This window comes from Arthrobacter sp. D3-16, assembly GCF_054408515.1.
Genome location: NZ_CP096437.1, coordinates 2978213 through 2991878 on the forward strand (window position 1 = coordinate 2978213; position 13666 = coordinate 2991878).

At 65.7% G+C, this 13666-nt stretch carries 12 protein-coding genes; 5 read left to right on the forward strand and 7 right to left on the reverse strand.

Translation table 11 applies throughout. The features are described 5' to 3' along the window. Positions 1–55: 55 nt before the first annotated feature. From rhaS to M1D32_RS14070, 4 genes are read right to left on the reverse strand one after another with little or no spacing between them, the layout of a single operon-like run. Positions 56–1114 (reverse strand): rhamnose ABC transporter substrate-binding protein, encoded by a 1059-nt coding sequence (gene rhaS, locus M1D32_RS14055; RefSeq protein WP_458779257.1) that lies wholly within the window; start codon positions 1112–1114, stop codon positions 56–58. Next, complete coding sequence (locus M1D32_RS14060) at positions 1111–2229, reverse strand: ABC transporter permease (protein ID WP_458779258.1); 1119 nt, start codon at positions 2227–2229, stop codon at positions 1111–1113. Before M1D32_RS14060 ends, rhaS begins: the two co-directional genes overlap by 4 nt. Continuing rightward, positions 2222–3271, reverse strand: coding sequence for an ABC transporter permease (locus tag M1D32_RS14065; protein WP_458779259.1), 1050 nt, complete (start codon positions 3269–3271; stop codon positions 2222–2224). Before M1D32_RS14065 ends, M1D32_RS14060 begins: the two co-directional genes overlap by 8 nt. Next, positions 3268–4818, reverse strand: coding sequence for a sugar ABC transporter ATP-binding protein (locus M1D32_RS14070; protein ID WP_458779260.1), 1551 nt, complete (start codon positions 4816–4818; stop codon positions 3268–3270). Before M1D32_RS14070 ends, M1D32_RS14065 begins: the two co-directional genes overlap by 4 nt. A 236-nt stretch (positions 4819–5054) precedes the next feature. Here M1D32_RS14070 and M1D32_RS14075 point away from each other — a divergent pair, with 236 nt between their 5' ends. Together M1D32_RS14075 and M1D32_RS14080 are read left to right on the forward strand one after the other, a co-directional pair. Further along, positions 5055–6302, forward strand: coding sequence for a glycosyltransferase family 4 protein (locus M1D32_RS14075; RefSeq protein ID WP_458779261.1), 1248 nt, complete (start codon positions 5055–5057; stop codon positions 6300–6302). Beyond that, on the forward strand, positions 6299–7678 hold the full coding sequence (locus tag M1D32_RS14080) for a UDP-glucose dehydrogenase family protein (protein WP_458779262.1): 1380 nt from the start codon (positions 6299–6301) through the stop codon (positions 7676–7678). Before M1D32_RS14075 ends, M1D32_RS14080 begins: the two co-directional genes overlap by 4 nt. A 30-nt stretch (positions 7679–7708) precedes the next feature. On the opposite strand, the gene M1D32_RS14085 is transcribed toward M1D32_RS14080, so the two are convergent. Then, a complete protein-coding gene (locus tag M1D32_RS14085) occupies positions 7709–8593 on the reverse strand; it encodes an HAD hydrolase family protein (protein WP_458779263.1) in 885 nt (294 codons plus the stop codon). Between the two features lie 210 nt (positions 8594–8803). Between M1D32_RS14085 and M1D32_RS14090 the strand changes: the two genes are divergently transcribed. Together M1D32_RS14090 and M1D32_RS14095 are read left to right on the forward strand one after the other, a co-directional pair. Then, positions 8804–9073 carry a GlsB/YeaQ/YmgE family stress response membrane protein gene (locus tag M1D32_RS14090; RefSeq protein WP_458779264.1) on the forward strand — a complete coding sequence of 90 codons (270 nt, stop codon included), beginning with the start codon at positions 8804–8806 and terminating at the stop codon, positions 9071–9073. 176 nt (positions 9074–9249) lie between these two features. Continuing rightward, positions 9250–11403, forward strand: coding sequence for a putative bifunctional diguanylate cyclase/phosphodiesterase (locus M1D32_RS14095; protein ID WP_458779265.1), 2154 nt, complete (start codon positions 9250–9252; stop codon positions 11401–11403). A 28-nt stretch (positions 11404–11431) separates the two neighbouring features. On the opposite strand, the gene M1D32_RS14100 is transcribed toward M1D32_RS14095, so the two are convergent. Next, positions 11432–11893, reverse strand: coding sequence for a hypothetical protein (locus tag M1D32_RS14100; protein WP_458779266.1), 462 nt, complete (start codon positions 11891–11893; stop codon positions 11432–11434). Between the two features lie 244 nt (positions 11894–12137). Between M1D32_RS14100 and M1D32_RS14105 the strand changes: the two genes are divergently transcribed. Further along, a complete protein-coding gene (locus tag M1D32_RS14105) occupies positions 12138–12689 on the forward strand; it encodes a dihydrofolate reductase family protein (RefSeq protein WP_458779267.1) in 552 nt (183 codons plus the stop codon). Here the strand turns inward: M1D32_RS14105 and mmuM are convergent. After that, positions 12686–13666 carry a homocysteine S-methyltransferase gene (gene mmuM / locus M1D32_RS14110; protein ID WP_458779268.1) on the reverse strand — a complete coding sequence of 327 codons (981 nt, stop codon included), beginning with the start codon at positions 13664–13666 and terminating at the stop codon, positions 12686–12688. The two genes, M1D32_RS14105 and mmuM, sit on opposite strands and share 4 nt — an antisense overlap.

The window sequence follows — 13666 nt, forward strand, 5'->3', positions numbered from 1 at the left end:
GGGCACGGAAGGCCGGGCGGGCCGGAGGAGCCCGCCCGGTCCGGGCACGGCAGCGCTAGAAGTTGTACTGGTCGATGTTCTGGGCGTTGAAGACGGTTGGCGGGCCAACAATGACCACGCCGCCCTCTTCGATGGTCCGGTCACCCAGTTCCCCTGCCGTGAAGGTGTCGCCCGCGGCACCGGTGATCTTGCCCTCCACGAGGGCCTTGCCGGCGAATGCCGCGACGTAGCCGAGCTGGGCGGGATCCCAAAGGGCGAATTCCTTGACCGTCCCGTCCTTCACGAACGGACGCATCTCGTTAGGCAGTCCCAGCCCGGTGAGTGCAACCTTGCCCTTGTAGGCCGAGGTGGAGAGGTACCGGGCGGTGGCGGCGATACCCACGGTGGTGGGCGAAATAATCCCCTTCAGGTTCGGGTGCGCCTGCAGCAGGCCCTGGGCTTCCTGGAACGACTTGGTGTCATCGTCGTCGCCATAGACCTTGGCCACCAGTTTGATGTCCTTGTACGCCGGGTTGGAGGCCAGGTCCTCTTCCATGAACTTGATCCACTCGTTCTGGTTGGTGGCGTTTGCCGTAGCGGACAGGATGGCGATTTCACCCGATCCGCCGATCTGGTCGGCGATCAGTTTTGTCTGGATCAGGGCCACTTCCTTGGCCACCACCTGGCTGATGAACACGTCCCGGCAGTCGGGGTTGGCGTCGGAGTCGAAAGCGACGATCTTGGCACCGGCGGTGCGCGCCTCGCCCAGGGCGGTGCAGACGGCGTCGGGATCGTTGGCGGCGATGACGATGACATTGGTCCCCGCCTGGGTTTCGGCGTTGATGAACGAGACCTGGCTGGACGCCGAGGCTTCAAGGGGGCCAACCACTTGGGAGGAGGCGAAGCTTGCTTCCTGGGCGCCGTCTTTGCCGCCGCCCAGGACGACGTCGGTGTAGGGGTTGTTCAGCTGTTTGGGAATGAACGTGATTTTCTGCTCCTCCACCGCAGCGGAGGTCTCCCCCGTTGTTCCACCGCCGCCGCTGCACGCGGTCAGGGCCAGCGCCGCGGCGGCAGTGATGGCCACCAACGGGGCGAGCTGGGTGCGCCTGCCGGTGCTTTTTCGGTTCAACATCATTGTTTTTCCTTTTCCCTTGGGTGGTCGGTTGAGGGTGCGCCTTGGCTGAAGCTCTGCCGGACCCGGCGGGTGTGCCGCCATTCCCGGACGGCGGCGCCGATGCTGGGCGCCACCACCGAGAGGATGAGCAGCAGGCCGGTCACGGTGATGAGGACGACGTCGGACACCCGGCCCAGGCGCAGGGCGTAGTTAAGGCTGCCGATCAGCAGCACACCGGCAACCACGCCGGGGATGGTGCCCTTGCCGCCGAAGATCGAGACGCCGCCGAGGAGCACAGCAGCGATAACGGCCAGTTCCAGACCGGAGGCGTTATCGCTCCGGGCACTGGTGTAGCGCAGGGTCCAGTAGATCCCGGCCAGGGCTGACACCGCGCCGGAGCCAACGTACAACCAGAATTTGCTTCGGGCCACGTTGATTCCCACGAAGTTGGCCGCCTCCTTGCTGTAGCCCATCGCGTACAGCCCGCGCCCAAAGGGGGTGAAATGGAGCAGCACTCCGAAGAACACCATGATGAGTACGACGCCGATCATCACCGTGGGGATGCCGGTGCCGCTGAGCTTGGAGGTGAAGAAGGCCGTCAGCGGCTTGGGGAAGTTGGCTACCGCGTTGTCCCCGATGACCACCAGGGCAAGGCCCCGGAAGAGCGCCAGCGTACCGATGGTGACCGCCAGTGAGGGCAGGCCAAGGACGGCAATCAGGAAGCCGTTGAACATGCCGGCACCTATTCCCGCCAGCAGGCAAAGGGCCAGCACCAGCCAGATGTCCAGCCCGGCCGCCCAAAGCACACCCATCAACGCGCTGGTCAGCCCGGCGATGCTCGCCACCGAGAGGTCGATTTCTCCCGTGATGATGATGAGCGTCATTGGCATCGCGATCAGCAGGACGGGGATGACGTCCAGGAGCAGGAAGCCCGTGGTGACCGGCGAAGCGAAGCGCGGGATGGCGATGGCGGCGTAGATCAGGAATGCCAACAGCACGTAGATGGTGACGGCGTCGCGGCTGGCCAGGATGCGGGCAGCACCCGTCTTTCCTTTTGGCTCGGTGGCCAGCGGCTTTGTGCTGTCGGCTACCGGCACCGTGGCCGGAGTGCTGCTGGGAGTGGTGGTTTCAGACATTCCGCGCCTCGCTGATCCGCAGTTTCCGGGCCGTGCGCAGGCTGGCCAGGCGGTCAATAACGATGGCCGTGAGGATCAGGATGCCCACAATGGCCTGCTGCCAGAACTTGTCCACCCGGAGAGCGGTCAGGGAACTGGTGATGGTGGTCAGGAGCAGGGCTCCGAGGGCCGCGCCGGCCACCGTCCCGCTGCCGCCGAAGATCGCCACTCCGCCCACCACGGCGGCGGCCACCACGTCGAGTTCCATCCCGGTCCCGGTGGTGGCGCCGACTGAGTTGAAACGGCTGGCGTAGAGCACACCGGCCAGGCCGGCCAGGGCTCCGTTGGCGAGGAAGGCCAGGAACACGCGTTTGGATACTTTGATGCCGAGCACCTTCGCCGCGTCCGGGTCTGAGCCGATGGCGTACAGGTCCCGCCCGGGACGGGTGCCCGCCATGTAGACCGCTACCGCTGCCACCACAGCAATGGCCAGCAGGGTGATGATGGGGAAGCCCAGCACGGTGTCCACGGACAGGGCCCCGAAGGCTTCCGGCCGGTCTCCTGCGAAGTACTGCTTGCCGCCGGCCCAGGCGTTGTTGAGTCCGCGGAACACGTACAGAGTGCCCAGGGTGATGACCAGGGCCGGCACCTTCGCCACCGTTACCAGAAACCCGTTGAACATCCCGAGCAAAGCCCCGAAGGCCATCCCCAGGAGCAGGACCGCCAGGATGGGAAGGCTGGGCATTGCGGCGAAGATCGAGCCTGTGCCGAAAGCTACGAGCCCCAGCATGGAACCGACCGACAAATCGATGTTCCGCGTGATGATGAGCAGGGTCTGCCCGGCCGCGAGGATCACGATGATGGTGGCGTTGAGGAGCAGGTCTTTGATTCCCTGCGGGGACAGGAACAGCGGGTTGTTCAGGAAGGTGATGAGCACCAGAAGCGCCAGTGCAATCAGCACGGGAAGTTCGCGCAGCCGCAGCAGCGAACCGAACCCGCCACGGCCGCCGCCGGCGCGGGCCGCCGTCGTGCCCTTTTCCTCGTGCTTTACGGTCGAACTCATTCCGTCACTCCTGCCGGGGACGTTGCCGCGTGCATCACGGATTCCGGGTCAGCATCCGCCCTGTCCAGCTGGGCGGTGATCCTGCCCTCCCGCATCACGAGGACACGGTCTGCCATCCCCAGGACCTCGGGGAGCTCCGAGGAGATCATCAGGATGGCGATGCCACGGCCGGCGAGGTCGGAGATGAGGCGGTGAACTTCGCTCTTGGTGCCGACGTCGATGCCGCGGGTGGGTTCGTCGATGATGAGCAGTTTCGGATCGGTGGCCAGCCACTTGGCCAGCACCACTTTTTGCTGGTTGCCGCCGGAGAGGGTGGAGACGGCGTGCTCCTGGGAGCCGGCTTTGACCTGCAGCCGTTTGCTCCACTCGTCCGCCGCCGCACGCTCCTTGCCGCCGTTGATCAGCCCGGCGGTCACGAATTTGTTCCGAAGAGTGAGCGTCACGTTCCGGGCCACCGACAGGTTCATCACCAGGCCCTGCTTGCGCCGGTCTTCCGGGACAAAGCCGAGGCCCGCGGCGATGGCGGCCTGGGGGTTCCGGGCTTTCAGCGGCTTGCCCTCAACCGAGACCTGTCCCGAATCGTAGGCATCGATGCCAAAGACGGCGCGCGCTACTTCGGTCCTGCCGGCGCCCACCAGGCCGGCGAGGGCAACAATTTCACCGGCACGGACTTCGAAGCTGATGTCACGGAAAACCCCGGACCTGCTGAGGCCGTCAACCTTGAGGACGGTGTGTCCGATGTCCGCCTCGGCCTTGGGGAAGAGCGTTCCAATGTCCCGGCCCACCATCTCCCGGACGATTTTTTCCACGGTCACCTCGGCGGTCCGGTGGGTTGCGATGTAGCGTCCGTCCCGCATCACGGTGATCCGGTCGCAGAGATCGAACACCTCATCGAAGCGGTGCGAAATGAACAGGATTCCGGTCCCTTTGTCCCGCAGAGCGCGGGCCACGGCAAAGAGCCGGTCCACTTCCACCCCGCTCAGCGCTGCAGTGGGCTCGTCCATCACCAGTACCTTGGCCTCCAGGGAAATGGCCTTGGCGATCTCGATAATCTGCTGGTCCGCGATGGAAAGCCCCTCCGCCACGCGGGACGGATCAATGGGGACTCCCAGCCGGTCGAACAGTTCGCTGGCCTGCCGGCGCATTTCGGCACGGCTGATCAGCCGCGACCGCCCTTTCGGCTGCCGGCCAATGAAGATGTTTTCAGCTACCGTGAGGTCCGGGAACAAGGTTGGCTCCTGGTAGATCACAGAAATGCCGGCGGCCTTGCTCTCGGCCACACTGCGAAAGTGGACGGGCTCACCGCTGAGCCGGAAGTCCCCGGAGTCCGGATGGTAAAGGCCCGCCAGGATCTTCACGAGAGTGGACTTCCCCGCCCCGTTCTCCCCCACCAGTGCATGGATTTCTCCGGCCCGGATCTCGACGGTGCCGTCTGCCAGTGCGACCACCGGGCCAAAGGTCTTGGCAGCCCCGGTCAACGAGAGCACCGGCCCGCCCTGCCCGGTCCCGTGGCCGGGCTCCGGAATTCCACTGCGATCTTGCTGCATCAATGAACCGCGTCTCTGAGGTTTATGCGTCGCTAATGAATCGTTTCACACCATCTAAGTGATTTGAATCATAATTCCGCCGTACAGCACGGTCAATAGATTCTGCGGGCCCCTGGCTATTCGTGATTGATCCGTGTTCAAACGGTGCGGGCCGGCGTCCTGATGTTTCCCAAACCTTTCCCCCGGCGTCACATCCGGTCCCCCGGGCGGCAACGCCGCCCGCCCACCGTGGAGGGGTGAGGATCGCAATTGTCGCTGAATCATTCCTGCCGCTGATGAACGGCGTAACGCACTCCATCCTGCGCGTGCTGGAGCACCTCGAGGACCGGGGCGACGACGTCCTGGTTATCGCGCCCTCCACGCTGGAGGGGGACGCGCCGGACCGTGTAAAGGGAGCGGAGATCCACCGGCTGCCTGCGGTGCCGTTGGCCGGATATACAAACGTCAGGGTAGCGATGGGCGGTGTGTACCGGGTCAAGCGAATCCTTGCCGACTACGCACCGGACGTCGTCCACCTGGCCTCCCCGTTCGTCCTCGGCTGGCGGGCTGCCCAGGCGGCCCACCAGCTGGGCATCCCCACCGTGGCCATCTACCAGACCGAAGTTCCCAGCTACGCGGCCCGGTACGGGGTGCCGTTCCTGGAGAACTGGGCCTGGAACCGGGTGGAAAACATCCACCTGCTCGCCACCCGCACCCTGGTGCCGTCCACGTTCGCGCTCAACCAGTTGCGCGGCCGCGGCATTCCTCGAGTAGAGATGTGGCGCCGGGGCGTGGACACGGCACGGTTTTCGCCGGAAAAGCGCGACGATGGGTGGCGCGCAGCCGTGGCTCCCGGCGGTGAGCGGATCATCGGCTACGTGGGCCGGCTGGCCGTGGAGAAGCAGGTGGAGGACCTGGCTGCCCTGGCTGGAGTGCCCAACACCAAACTGGTGATTGTGGGCGACGGGCCGCAGCGGGCGGCACTGCAGGAAGCCCTGCCGGCCGCAGTTTTCACCGGGTTCATGGGCGGCGGGGAACTGGCACGCGCTGTTGCATCCTTTGACCTGTTCGTCCACCCCGGCGAGTTCGAGACATTCTGCCAGACCATCCAAGAGTCCATGGCATCGGGGGTGCCGGTGGTGGCCACAGGCCGCGGCGGGCCCCTGGACCTGGTGGAGAATTCGCGGACAGGCTGGCTGTACGAACCAGGGGACCTGTCCGGCCTGCGCGCCCGGGTCCTGGACCTGATGGGGGACGACGCCAAGCGCCGCGCATTCGCGGCAGCGGCCCACGCATCGGTGCAGGACAGGACGTGGCCGGCACTCTGCAGGGAACTGGTCGGGCATTACCACTCGGTGGTCAGTGGCAAGCCGGTGGCTGCGCCGGGCCCACGCCCGCCGGGTTCCCCGGCCGTGGAGCCGACCCGGCGAGGGCCCCAGCCCGAGCCTGCGAGGGCAGGGAGCCGGGGTGGCCCTGCGAAGTTGGGGCTTGGGTGGGGACAGTGAAAATTTCCGTCATCGGCTGCGGCTACCTCGGCGCGGTGCACGCCGCCACGCTGGCGTCCATGGGCCACACAGTGGTGGGCATCGACGTCGACCCCGGCAAGGTGGAGCAGCTGGCCCGCGGCGCGGCCCCCTTCCACGAACCCGGGCTGGACGAACTGCTGCAGGACGGGCTGGCCACCGGCAGGCTCACCTTTGCCAGCACGCCGGCTGCCGCCAAGGGCGCGCAGGTGCACTTCCTGTGCGTGGGCACGCCCCAGCACAAAACGTCCGACGCCGCCGACCTCACCTACCTGGTCTCCGCGGTGGAGGCGCTGCTGCCGCACCTGGCGGCGGGAGCCGTCGTCGTCGGAAAATCCACGGTGCCGGTGGGCACGGTGGACATGCTTCGCGGCCTGCTGGCCGCGCGGCCCGATGTGCTGCTGGGCTGGAACCCGGAGTTCCTGAGGCAAGGCACCGCGGTCAAGGACTCGTTGGTGCCGGACCGGCTGGTCTACGGCGTGGATGGCGGCCGCACCGCCGCGTTCAACCTCCGGACCGGAGCGCCCCTGGGAGTGGCGGCCGCCCTGGACGCGGTATACGAGCCGCTGCTCTCCGCCGGGATTCCCCGCCTGGTCTGCAACTTCGCCACCGCGGAACTCATCAAATCAGCAGCAAACGCCTACCTGGCCACAAAGGTCAGCTTCATCAACGCCATAGCCGAGCTGTGCGACGCCTCCGGCGCGGACGTGGCGGAACTGAGCGAGGCAATGGGGATGGACCCGCGGATCGGCGGGCGGTACCTGCACGCGGGGCTGGGTTTCGGCGGCGGGTGCTTGCCCAAGGACATCCGCAGCTTCCGGTCCCAGGCATCGGCCCTCGGCGTCGCTGCCGTGGAGGACTGGATGCGCCTGGTGGACTCCGTCAACCTGGGGCAGCGCATTCGGACCGTCTCGCTTGCCGCTGAACTCTGCGGCGGCAGTCTGGCAGGGCGTTCACTTACGGTATTGGGTGCATCCTTCAAACCGGACACGGACGACATCCGTGATTCCCCCGCCCTTGACGTTGCCGACCGCCTGGCCGCTGCCGGTGCGCATGTGACCGTCACGGACCCCAAGGCAGTGAACCACGCCTGGCGCCGCTACCCCCGCCTCCGGTTCGAAGCCTCCACGGAACGGGCGCTCGAGGGCGCGGAACTGGTACTGGTCCTCACCGAGTGGGACGAGTACCGCCGCCTTTCCCCCGCCGTTGCGGGCGGGCTGGTACGACGGCGGGTGGTGCTGGACGCGCGCAACGCGCTGGACGCTGCGGCTTGGGAGGCAGACGGTTGGCTGGTGCGTGGCCTCGGGACGGGAAGCACGGAGCAGCAGGCGTTGGAGAGGGCACTCCCCCGCGCCTAGTTCAAGAAGGAGACTAGCTCAGGAAGGAGATTAGTCCAGGCAGGAGGGCTGGTTCAGGAGGCCGAGCTCGGCGAAGGCGAGCGCCACTCCGTTTCCGGCGGGACCGGCCGTAGTGCGGTCGGCGACCGCCAGCACAGCCGGATGCCCGCCTTCCACTGCGATGCCTACCCCGGCGTACTCAAGCATTTCGATGTCGTTGGCGCTGTCCCCGATGGCCACGATGTCCGCACGGTCGAGGCCGAGATGCGACTCCACCACCTGGATGCCTACAGCCTTGTGGGTTCCGGCCATAAAGATTTCGCCGGCCCTGTCGCCCAGGGCGGAAAGGGAGCTGGGGATCAGTCCAACCTGCGGCCCGAGCCCGTCCACCAGCTGCTGGAGCGGCACCGGCGAATCGAAGCAGGATATTTTGGCGTACGACGTGGAGCGCAGGTCATCGCTGTACTGCATGGGCCCCAGGATGTCTTCGAGGGGGTCCACATCGGTGCTGAGGACTCCGTCGTGCTGTGGGCGTCCGGCGAAAACAGGTCCAAGCACCTCCCGGAGCCTCCGGTCCACACCCGTGCGGCCGTGCAACGCCTCTGGTGCTTCCAGGATGTAGGCTGCGTTATTTGCGTCCAGTGCCTCCACAATCCTGGCGGCCAGGTCCGGCTCGAAGCGCGTGTCCTTCAAGACCTCACCCCCGAACTCCACCCGGGCACCGGCTCCGGTGATGCTGCCGTCGAAACCCGCTTCCAGGATATGGCCGGGGACCATCGAGAGCGGCCGCCCTGTGCAGACGAAGACCAGGTGCCCCAGCCGGCGGGCTGCGCGGACGGCCTCCACATGGGCTTCCGGAGCCAGCCCATGGTCGGCATAGGTGCCGTCGATATCGAGGAAGATGGCGCGTGGGCGGACGGTCTGCGGGCTGGACATGCCGGGGCTCCTAGCTGGATGGCGGGACAGTCAACTCTATCGAAGAGCGTTCACTCCGCCTGAGTCCCCAAAAAATGCCTGCATTCCGGCCGGCCAAACTGACAGCCATCCCGTGATATTTGAGGTCTTGAAGTGTGGTAGGCACACTGCTTGAATTATGGAACCGGAAATGGGGGCCCGGCACAACTTAACTAATTAAGGAGTGACAACATGGGCATTCTCGGATTTCTCATTTTGGGCTTGATGGCCGGAGCTATAGCAAAGGCCATCCTGCCGGGCCGTCAGGGCGGAGGGTGGCTGATGACCATGGTCCTCGGGGTTGTCGGCGCTATTCTCGGCGGCTGGATCGGCTCCCTGATCTTCGGTGGCGGACTGGCGGAATTCTTCGATATCCGCACGTGGCTCCTGGCCATTCTTGGCGCGATTATCGTGCTGCTTATTTACGGGGCAGTCACCAACCGCAGCCATCGCCGGGCGTAGCCACCCAAGACATATCCGTAAGGGCAGGCGCCGTTCTCCACATGCGGAGGACGGCGCTTTTGCTTGCCCGCCTGGCCCGGCGGTCACCGGCAAAACTTTTTGTTTCAGGAAACTGCTTCCGCAAGAGCCAGCAATTTTCCGCGTCGGCACTTTATGATGTGCGAGGGGGGTGTGACATGGCTGATTCTCAGGGCCACAGCAGCAGTTTTGCGGCGCAGGCATTTGGCGCAGTGCTGGACGCCAGCCCGGACGCACTCCTCGCACTGGCGGCCGATGGCACCATCACCATGGCCAACGCCGCTGCCGAGAGACTTTTCGGGGCCAGTCGGGAAGAACTGACAAGCCGGAACCATCGCACACTGCTTGCCGAGGGTTTCCGCGACGAGGTGGACCAGCTCTTCCGGCAACTCCTCGCCCAGCCCGGGGAACACCCGCAGCCACGGGAGGTTTACGGGGTGCACAGCAGCGGGACGGAGTTCTCGGCGGAGGTGGCAGCATCGCTGCTCCCGGACTTTGCCGCTGACAGCAGCGCCGGCAGCCAAACGGCACCCCTGCTGCTGTTGTCCGTCCGCAGCACTGCGCACCGGAAGGCGGCTGACGAGGACCTGCGGGAGGCGATGTCCCTGCTGACCGCAACCCTGGAGTCCACCGCGGATGGCATTCTGGTCATGAGTACCGAGGGCCATGTTGCCGGTTTCAACGATCAGTTCCTTCGCATGTGGGGAATCCCGCCCGAACTGCTCGAGGGTGACAGCGAGGAACCGATCATGCGGCTGGTCATTGACCAGGTGGAAGATCCCGAAGACTTTTTGGGCCGGATCAGCGAGTTGAAGGACAATCCGCCGGCGGAAAGCCACGACGTGGTGGACTTCAAGGACGGCCGCACCTTTGAACGGTATTCCCGCCCGCAACGGGTGGGGCAGAACATCGTTGGCCGGGTGTGGAGTTTCCGGGACGTTACTCCGCGGCGCAAGGCCCAGGAGCAGGCCCACCAGGCGATGCTCGACCTCGCCGCGCAGGCCGAAAAACTGCGCACCATGGCCTTCCAGGATCCCCTGACCGGGCTTGCCAACAGGGCAGTCTTTAATGACGGACTGGTGGACGCACTGACAGAGCCACGGTTGAAGGCAGTGGACGTGCTCCTCCTGGACTTGGACGATTTCAAGGAAGTGAACGACATCCTTGGGCATCAGGCCGGCGACGAGATGCTGATCGAGGTGGCCCGCCGGCTGCGCGGCTGCGTACCCACCGCTGATGTGGTGGCCAGGCTCGGGGGCGATGAGTTTGTAGTGCTGCTGACCGCCTGCCCCAACCCGGATGCGATTGCTGCCTGTATTGTCCGCTGCCTGCACGTGCCCGTGACCATCAACGGCTCTGTGCTTCGGCCTAGCCTAAGCCTGGGGCTTGCGTCCTTGGGCCAGGAAAGTGTAGGGGCCTCCGAGCTGCTGCGGCACGCGGACATCGCCATGTACGCTGCCAAAGCTGCGGGCAAAAACCGCTTCCTGCGGTTCCACCCGGACATGATGGCGGCCCTGGTGCAAAGGACGGACATGGAAAGCGGGTTGCAGCTGGCCGTGGCGCGGGGGGAAATCTCTGTGGACTTCCAGCCAATCGTTTCGCACCGCATGGGCCAGGTGACGAAGTTCGAGGCGCTGGCGCGGTGGGACAGGGGCGGCGAGCGCGTCCCGCCGTCGGTATTCATCCCGTTGGCGGAACGCACCGGGCTGATCAGCGAGATCGGGGCTGAGGTGATGGCACTGGGCATGGTGAAGCTGGCGTCCTGGCTCAGCGAGGACCCGTCCCGGTCCCTGTCAGTGAATGTTTCAGGGGTCCAGCTGCAGGAACCGGATTTCGCCGAACAGGTCCTCCGCCTCGCCGAGGCCAGCGGAGTGCCCGCGTACCAGCTGGTGCTGGAGGTGACCGAGAGCGTATTCTTCGACGCCGACTGCAGCCTGATCAAGCAGCTCAGCACGCTGCGGGATGCCGGAGCCCGGGTTGCTTTGGACGACTTCGGGACCGGCTATTCTTCCTTGGGCCGGCTGCAGGACCTGCCGGTGGACACGGTAAAGATCGACAAGACGTTTGTCTCGATGATCCGCACCGGCACGGAGCGGCTGCCCATCCTCAGCTCGATGATCAATATGGCGCACAGCCTGGGGCTGACAGTGACGGCCGAAGGCGTGGAGACAGCCGCGCAGGCTGACTACCTGACGGCACTGGAGTGCGATTCGCTGCAGGGGTACCTGTTCTCGCTGCCGGAGCCAGGCGCGCGCCTGGAGCACGCCCTGCACCACGCGGAAGAAGCCCTCAATGCGCTTAAAGCCCGGTAGGGTCCCGAACCCGGAACCGTAAGGTCCGCTACGCGGCCTGCTTGCGCCCGGCCTGCTTGGCGTCCTTCTTCGGCGCGGCGGGTGCCGCCGGCTGGGCGGGGCGCGGCGCGGCGGGTGCCGCCTGCTGGCCCGTTATCGGCTCAGCGCGCGCTGCTTCCGCAGGCTGGGCTTCTTCAACTGCGTACGCTTCGTCAACTGCGTACGATTCTTCACCGGCGTACGCTTCTTGAGCCGCGTAAGCTGCTTCCGCCGCACGGTTGCGCTTCCAGCGCCGCACCAGGTCTACGGCCGCCAGGGCTCCGGCCAACGGGGTGAGCACTGCTGCCCCGTAGACGAACAGGATCCACGTCAGGGTGGTCAGCGGGGGCTGGTTGTTGTGCAGGAGCGACAATCCGCCCAGGAGGCCAACGGCCCAGAAAAGGACCACTGCGGTGAGTACCGCGGCGGCCGGGAAATACTGGTTGGACACGATTTTTTTCAGGGTTTCCATGCACTTCCTCCTGCCTGGCCGGGGCACGGCAACAGCCGCTCAAGACAAGTATGGGGCTGCCGGGCCGTGAATTCCGGCAACACGCAGGTGGTGGTGATGAACCTAACGCTGAACAGCCTGCGAGCCCGGCCTGCCGTTCTGCCGGCAGCCCTCTTCCCTGCCACGGATGCAGCTAATACGGTGGATCTGTCCGGCCATGTGGAGCCGGCTTGCCCGTACAGATGGTGCCAACTGGAGGTTCCCCATGCGTAAAGTCACAGCCGGCCTGTTCCATTCCGTGGACGGCGTGGTGTCCGATCCGTACAAGTTCCAGTTCGACAGCTTCGATGATGAACTCGGCGTGGGGCTGACCCGGATGATGGAAACCGTGGACACCGTGGTGCTGGGCCGGGTGAGCTACCAGGAATGGGCGGGCTACTGGCCCAACGCCTCCGTGGACGAGGACTTCGCCGGGTTCATCAATCCCGTGGAAAAGTTCGTGGCTTCCCGGACGCTGAAAGAACCGCTGGAGTGGCAGAATTCGCAGCTGATGGACGCCCCGCTGGAAGAGTTTGTGGGTAAGTTGAAGACGCGCGACGGAGGCGAGATTGCGGTGTGCGGCAGCATCTCGGTGACCCGGCAGCTGCTGTTCGCCGGCCTGCTGGATTCCCTCACGCTGATGACCCACCCCGTGATCGCCGGGAGCGGCCGCCGTCTCTTTGAGGACGGCGATCCAGCCACGCGTCTTGTCCTGCAGGACCAGTCGCGCACCAGCAAGGGCAATGTGATCAGTACCTACGGGCGGCTTGAGGGTTAAGCGCCCTGGATGGCAGCGGCGACGGCGGCGATGTCGCCGGGCGTCGTCCGGCAGCAACCACCAATAATGCGGGCACCGGCCTCCCGCCACGCTGCAGTCCCCTCCGCGAGGCTGCCGGGCTGGGCACTATTGCCGCCGGCGGAAGCCGGTCCGGTGCTTCCCGTCAGCACGGCAGGTGCCCAGGTTTTCGTTACGGGATCGTAGGTCTCACCAGAGTTGGGATAGGCCAGCAACGGTTTGTCAGTTGCCCGGCGCAGGGCCGTGAGTGCGGGGGCCACCAACTCCAGCGGCACGCAGTTCACGCCGAGTGCAGCAATTAAGGGCTGCGCGTCCAGGAGTTCGGCCAGGGCTGTCAGCGGCGTGCCGTCACTGATGTGGGTGCCGTCCCGCAGCGAGAAGGAGAACCAGGATTCGACGTCGTACTCACGGGTGAGTGCCAGCAGCGCCTCGGCTTCGGCAAAGGACGGCAGCGTTTCGCACGCGAGGAAGTCGGCGCCGGATTCCACCAGCGCTGCAATGCGGGGACGGTGGAAGTCCCGGAATTCAGCCGGCGTCAGGACATAGTCCCCGCGGTACTCGGAGCCGTCCGCGAGGTATGCCCCATACGGGCCGACGGAGCCGGCAATCAGCAAGGAGCCGGCGTCGGGGGTAGCGGCAAGGTGCTCCCGGCGGGCTTCGTCCGCCAGCCGGACCGACAATGCCACCAGCTCCAGCGCCTCCTGCTCGCCCATCCCCCGCGCGGCAAAACCCTGTGGCGTCGCCTGGTAGCTGGCAGTCGTCGCTATCCTGGCACCCGCTGCAAAATAGTCGCGGTGCACGTCCTTGATCAGGTGGGGCTGTTCGAGCAGGACCTTGGCGGACCACAAGGGATCGTCGAGGTCGCAGCCGCGGGCCTCCAGCTCGGTGGCCAGGGCGCCGTCGGCGGGCAGGTACCCGCTGGTTTCCAGCAGGGACGTCAGCAGAGCATTCGAAGGCAT

Excerpts from the sequence above, each read along its gene's own strand:
- rhaS (WP_458779257.1), bottom strand. The coding sequence starts at position 1,114 with ATGATGTTGAACCGAAAAAGCACCGGCAGGCGCACCCAGCTCGCCCCG.
- M1D32_RS14060 (WP_458779258.1), bottom strand. The coding sequence starts at position 2,229 with ATGTCTGAAACCACCACTCCCAGCAGCACTCCGGCCACGGTGCCGGTA.
- M1D32_RS14065 (WP_458779259.1), bottom strand. The coding sequence starts at position 3,271 with ATGAGTTCGACCGTAAAGCACGAGGAAAAGGGCACGACGGCGGCCCGC.
- M1D32_RS14070 (WP_458779260.1), bottom strand. The coding sequence starts at position 4,818 with ATGCAGCAAGATCGCAGTGGAATTCCGGAGCCCGGCCACGGGACCGGG.
- M1D32_RS14085 (WP_458779263.1), bottom strand. The coding sequence starts at position 8,593 with ATGTCCAGCCCGCAGACCGTCCGCCCACGCGCCATCTTCCTCGATATC.
- M1D32_RS14090 (WP_458779264.1), top strand. The coding sequence starts at position 8,804 with ATGGGCATTCTCGGATTTCTCATTTTGGGCTTGATGGCCGGAGCTATA.
- M1D32_RS14095 (WP_458779265.1), top strand. The coding sequence starts at position 9,250 with ATGGCTGATTCTCAGGGCCACAGCAGCAGTTTTGCGGCGCAGGCATTT.
- M1D32_RS14100 (WP_458779266.1), bottom strand. The coding sequence starts at position 11,893 with ATGGAAACCCTGAAAAAAATCGTGTCCAACCAGTATTTCCCGGCCGCC.
- M1D32_RS14105 (WP_458779267.1), top strand. The coding sequence starts at position 12,138 with ATGCGTAAAGTCACAGCCGGCCTGTTCCATTCCGTGGACGGCGTGGTG.
- mmuM (WP_458779268.1), bottom strand. The coding sequence starts at position 13,666 with ATGCCTTCGAATGCTCTGCTGACGTCCCTGCTGGAAACCAGCGGGTAC.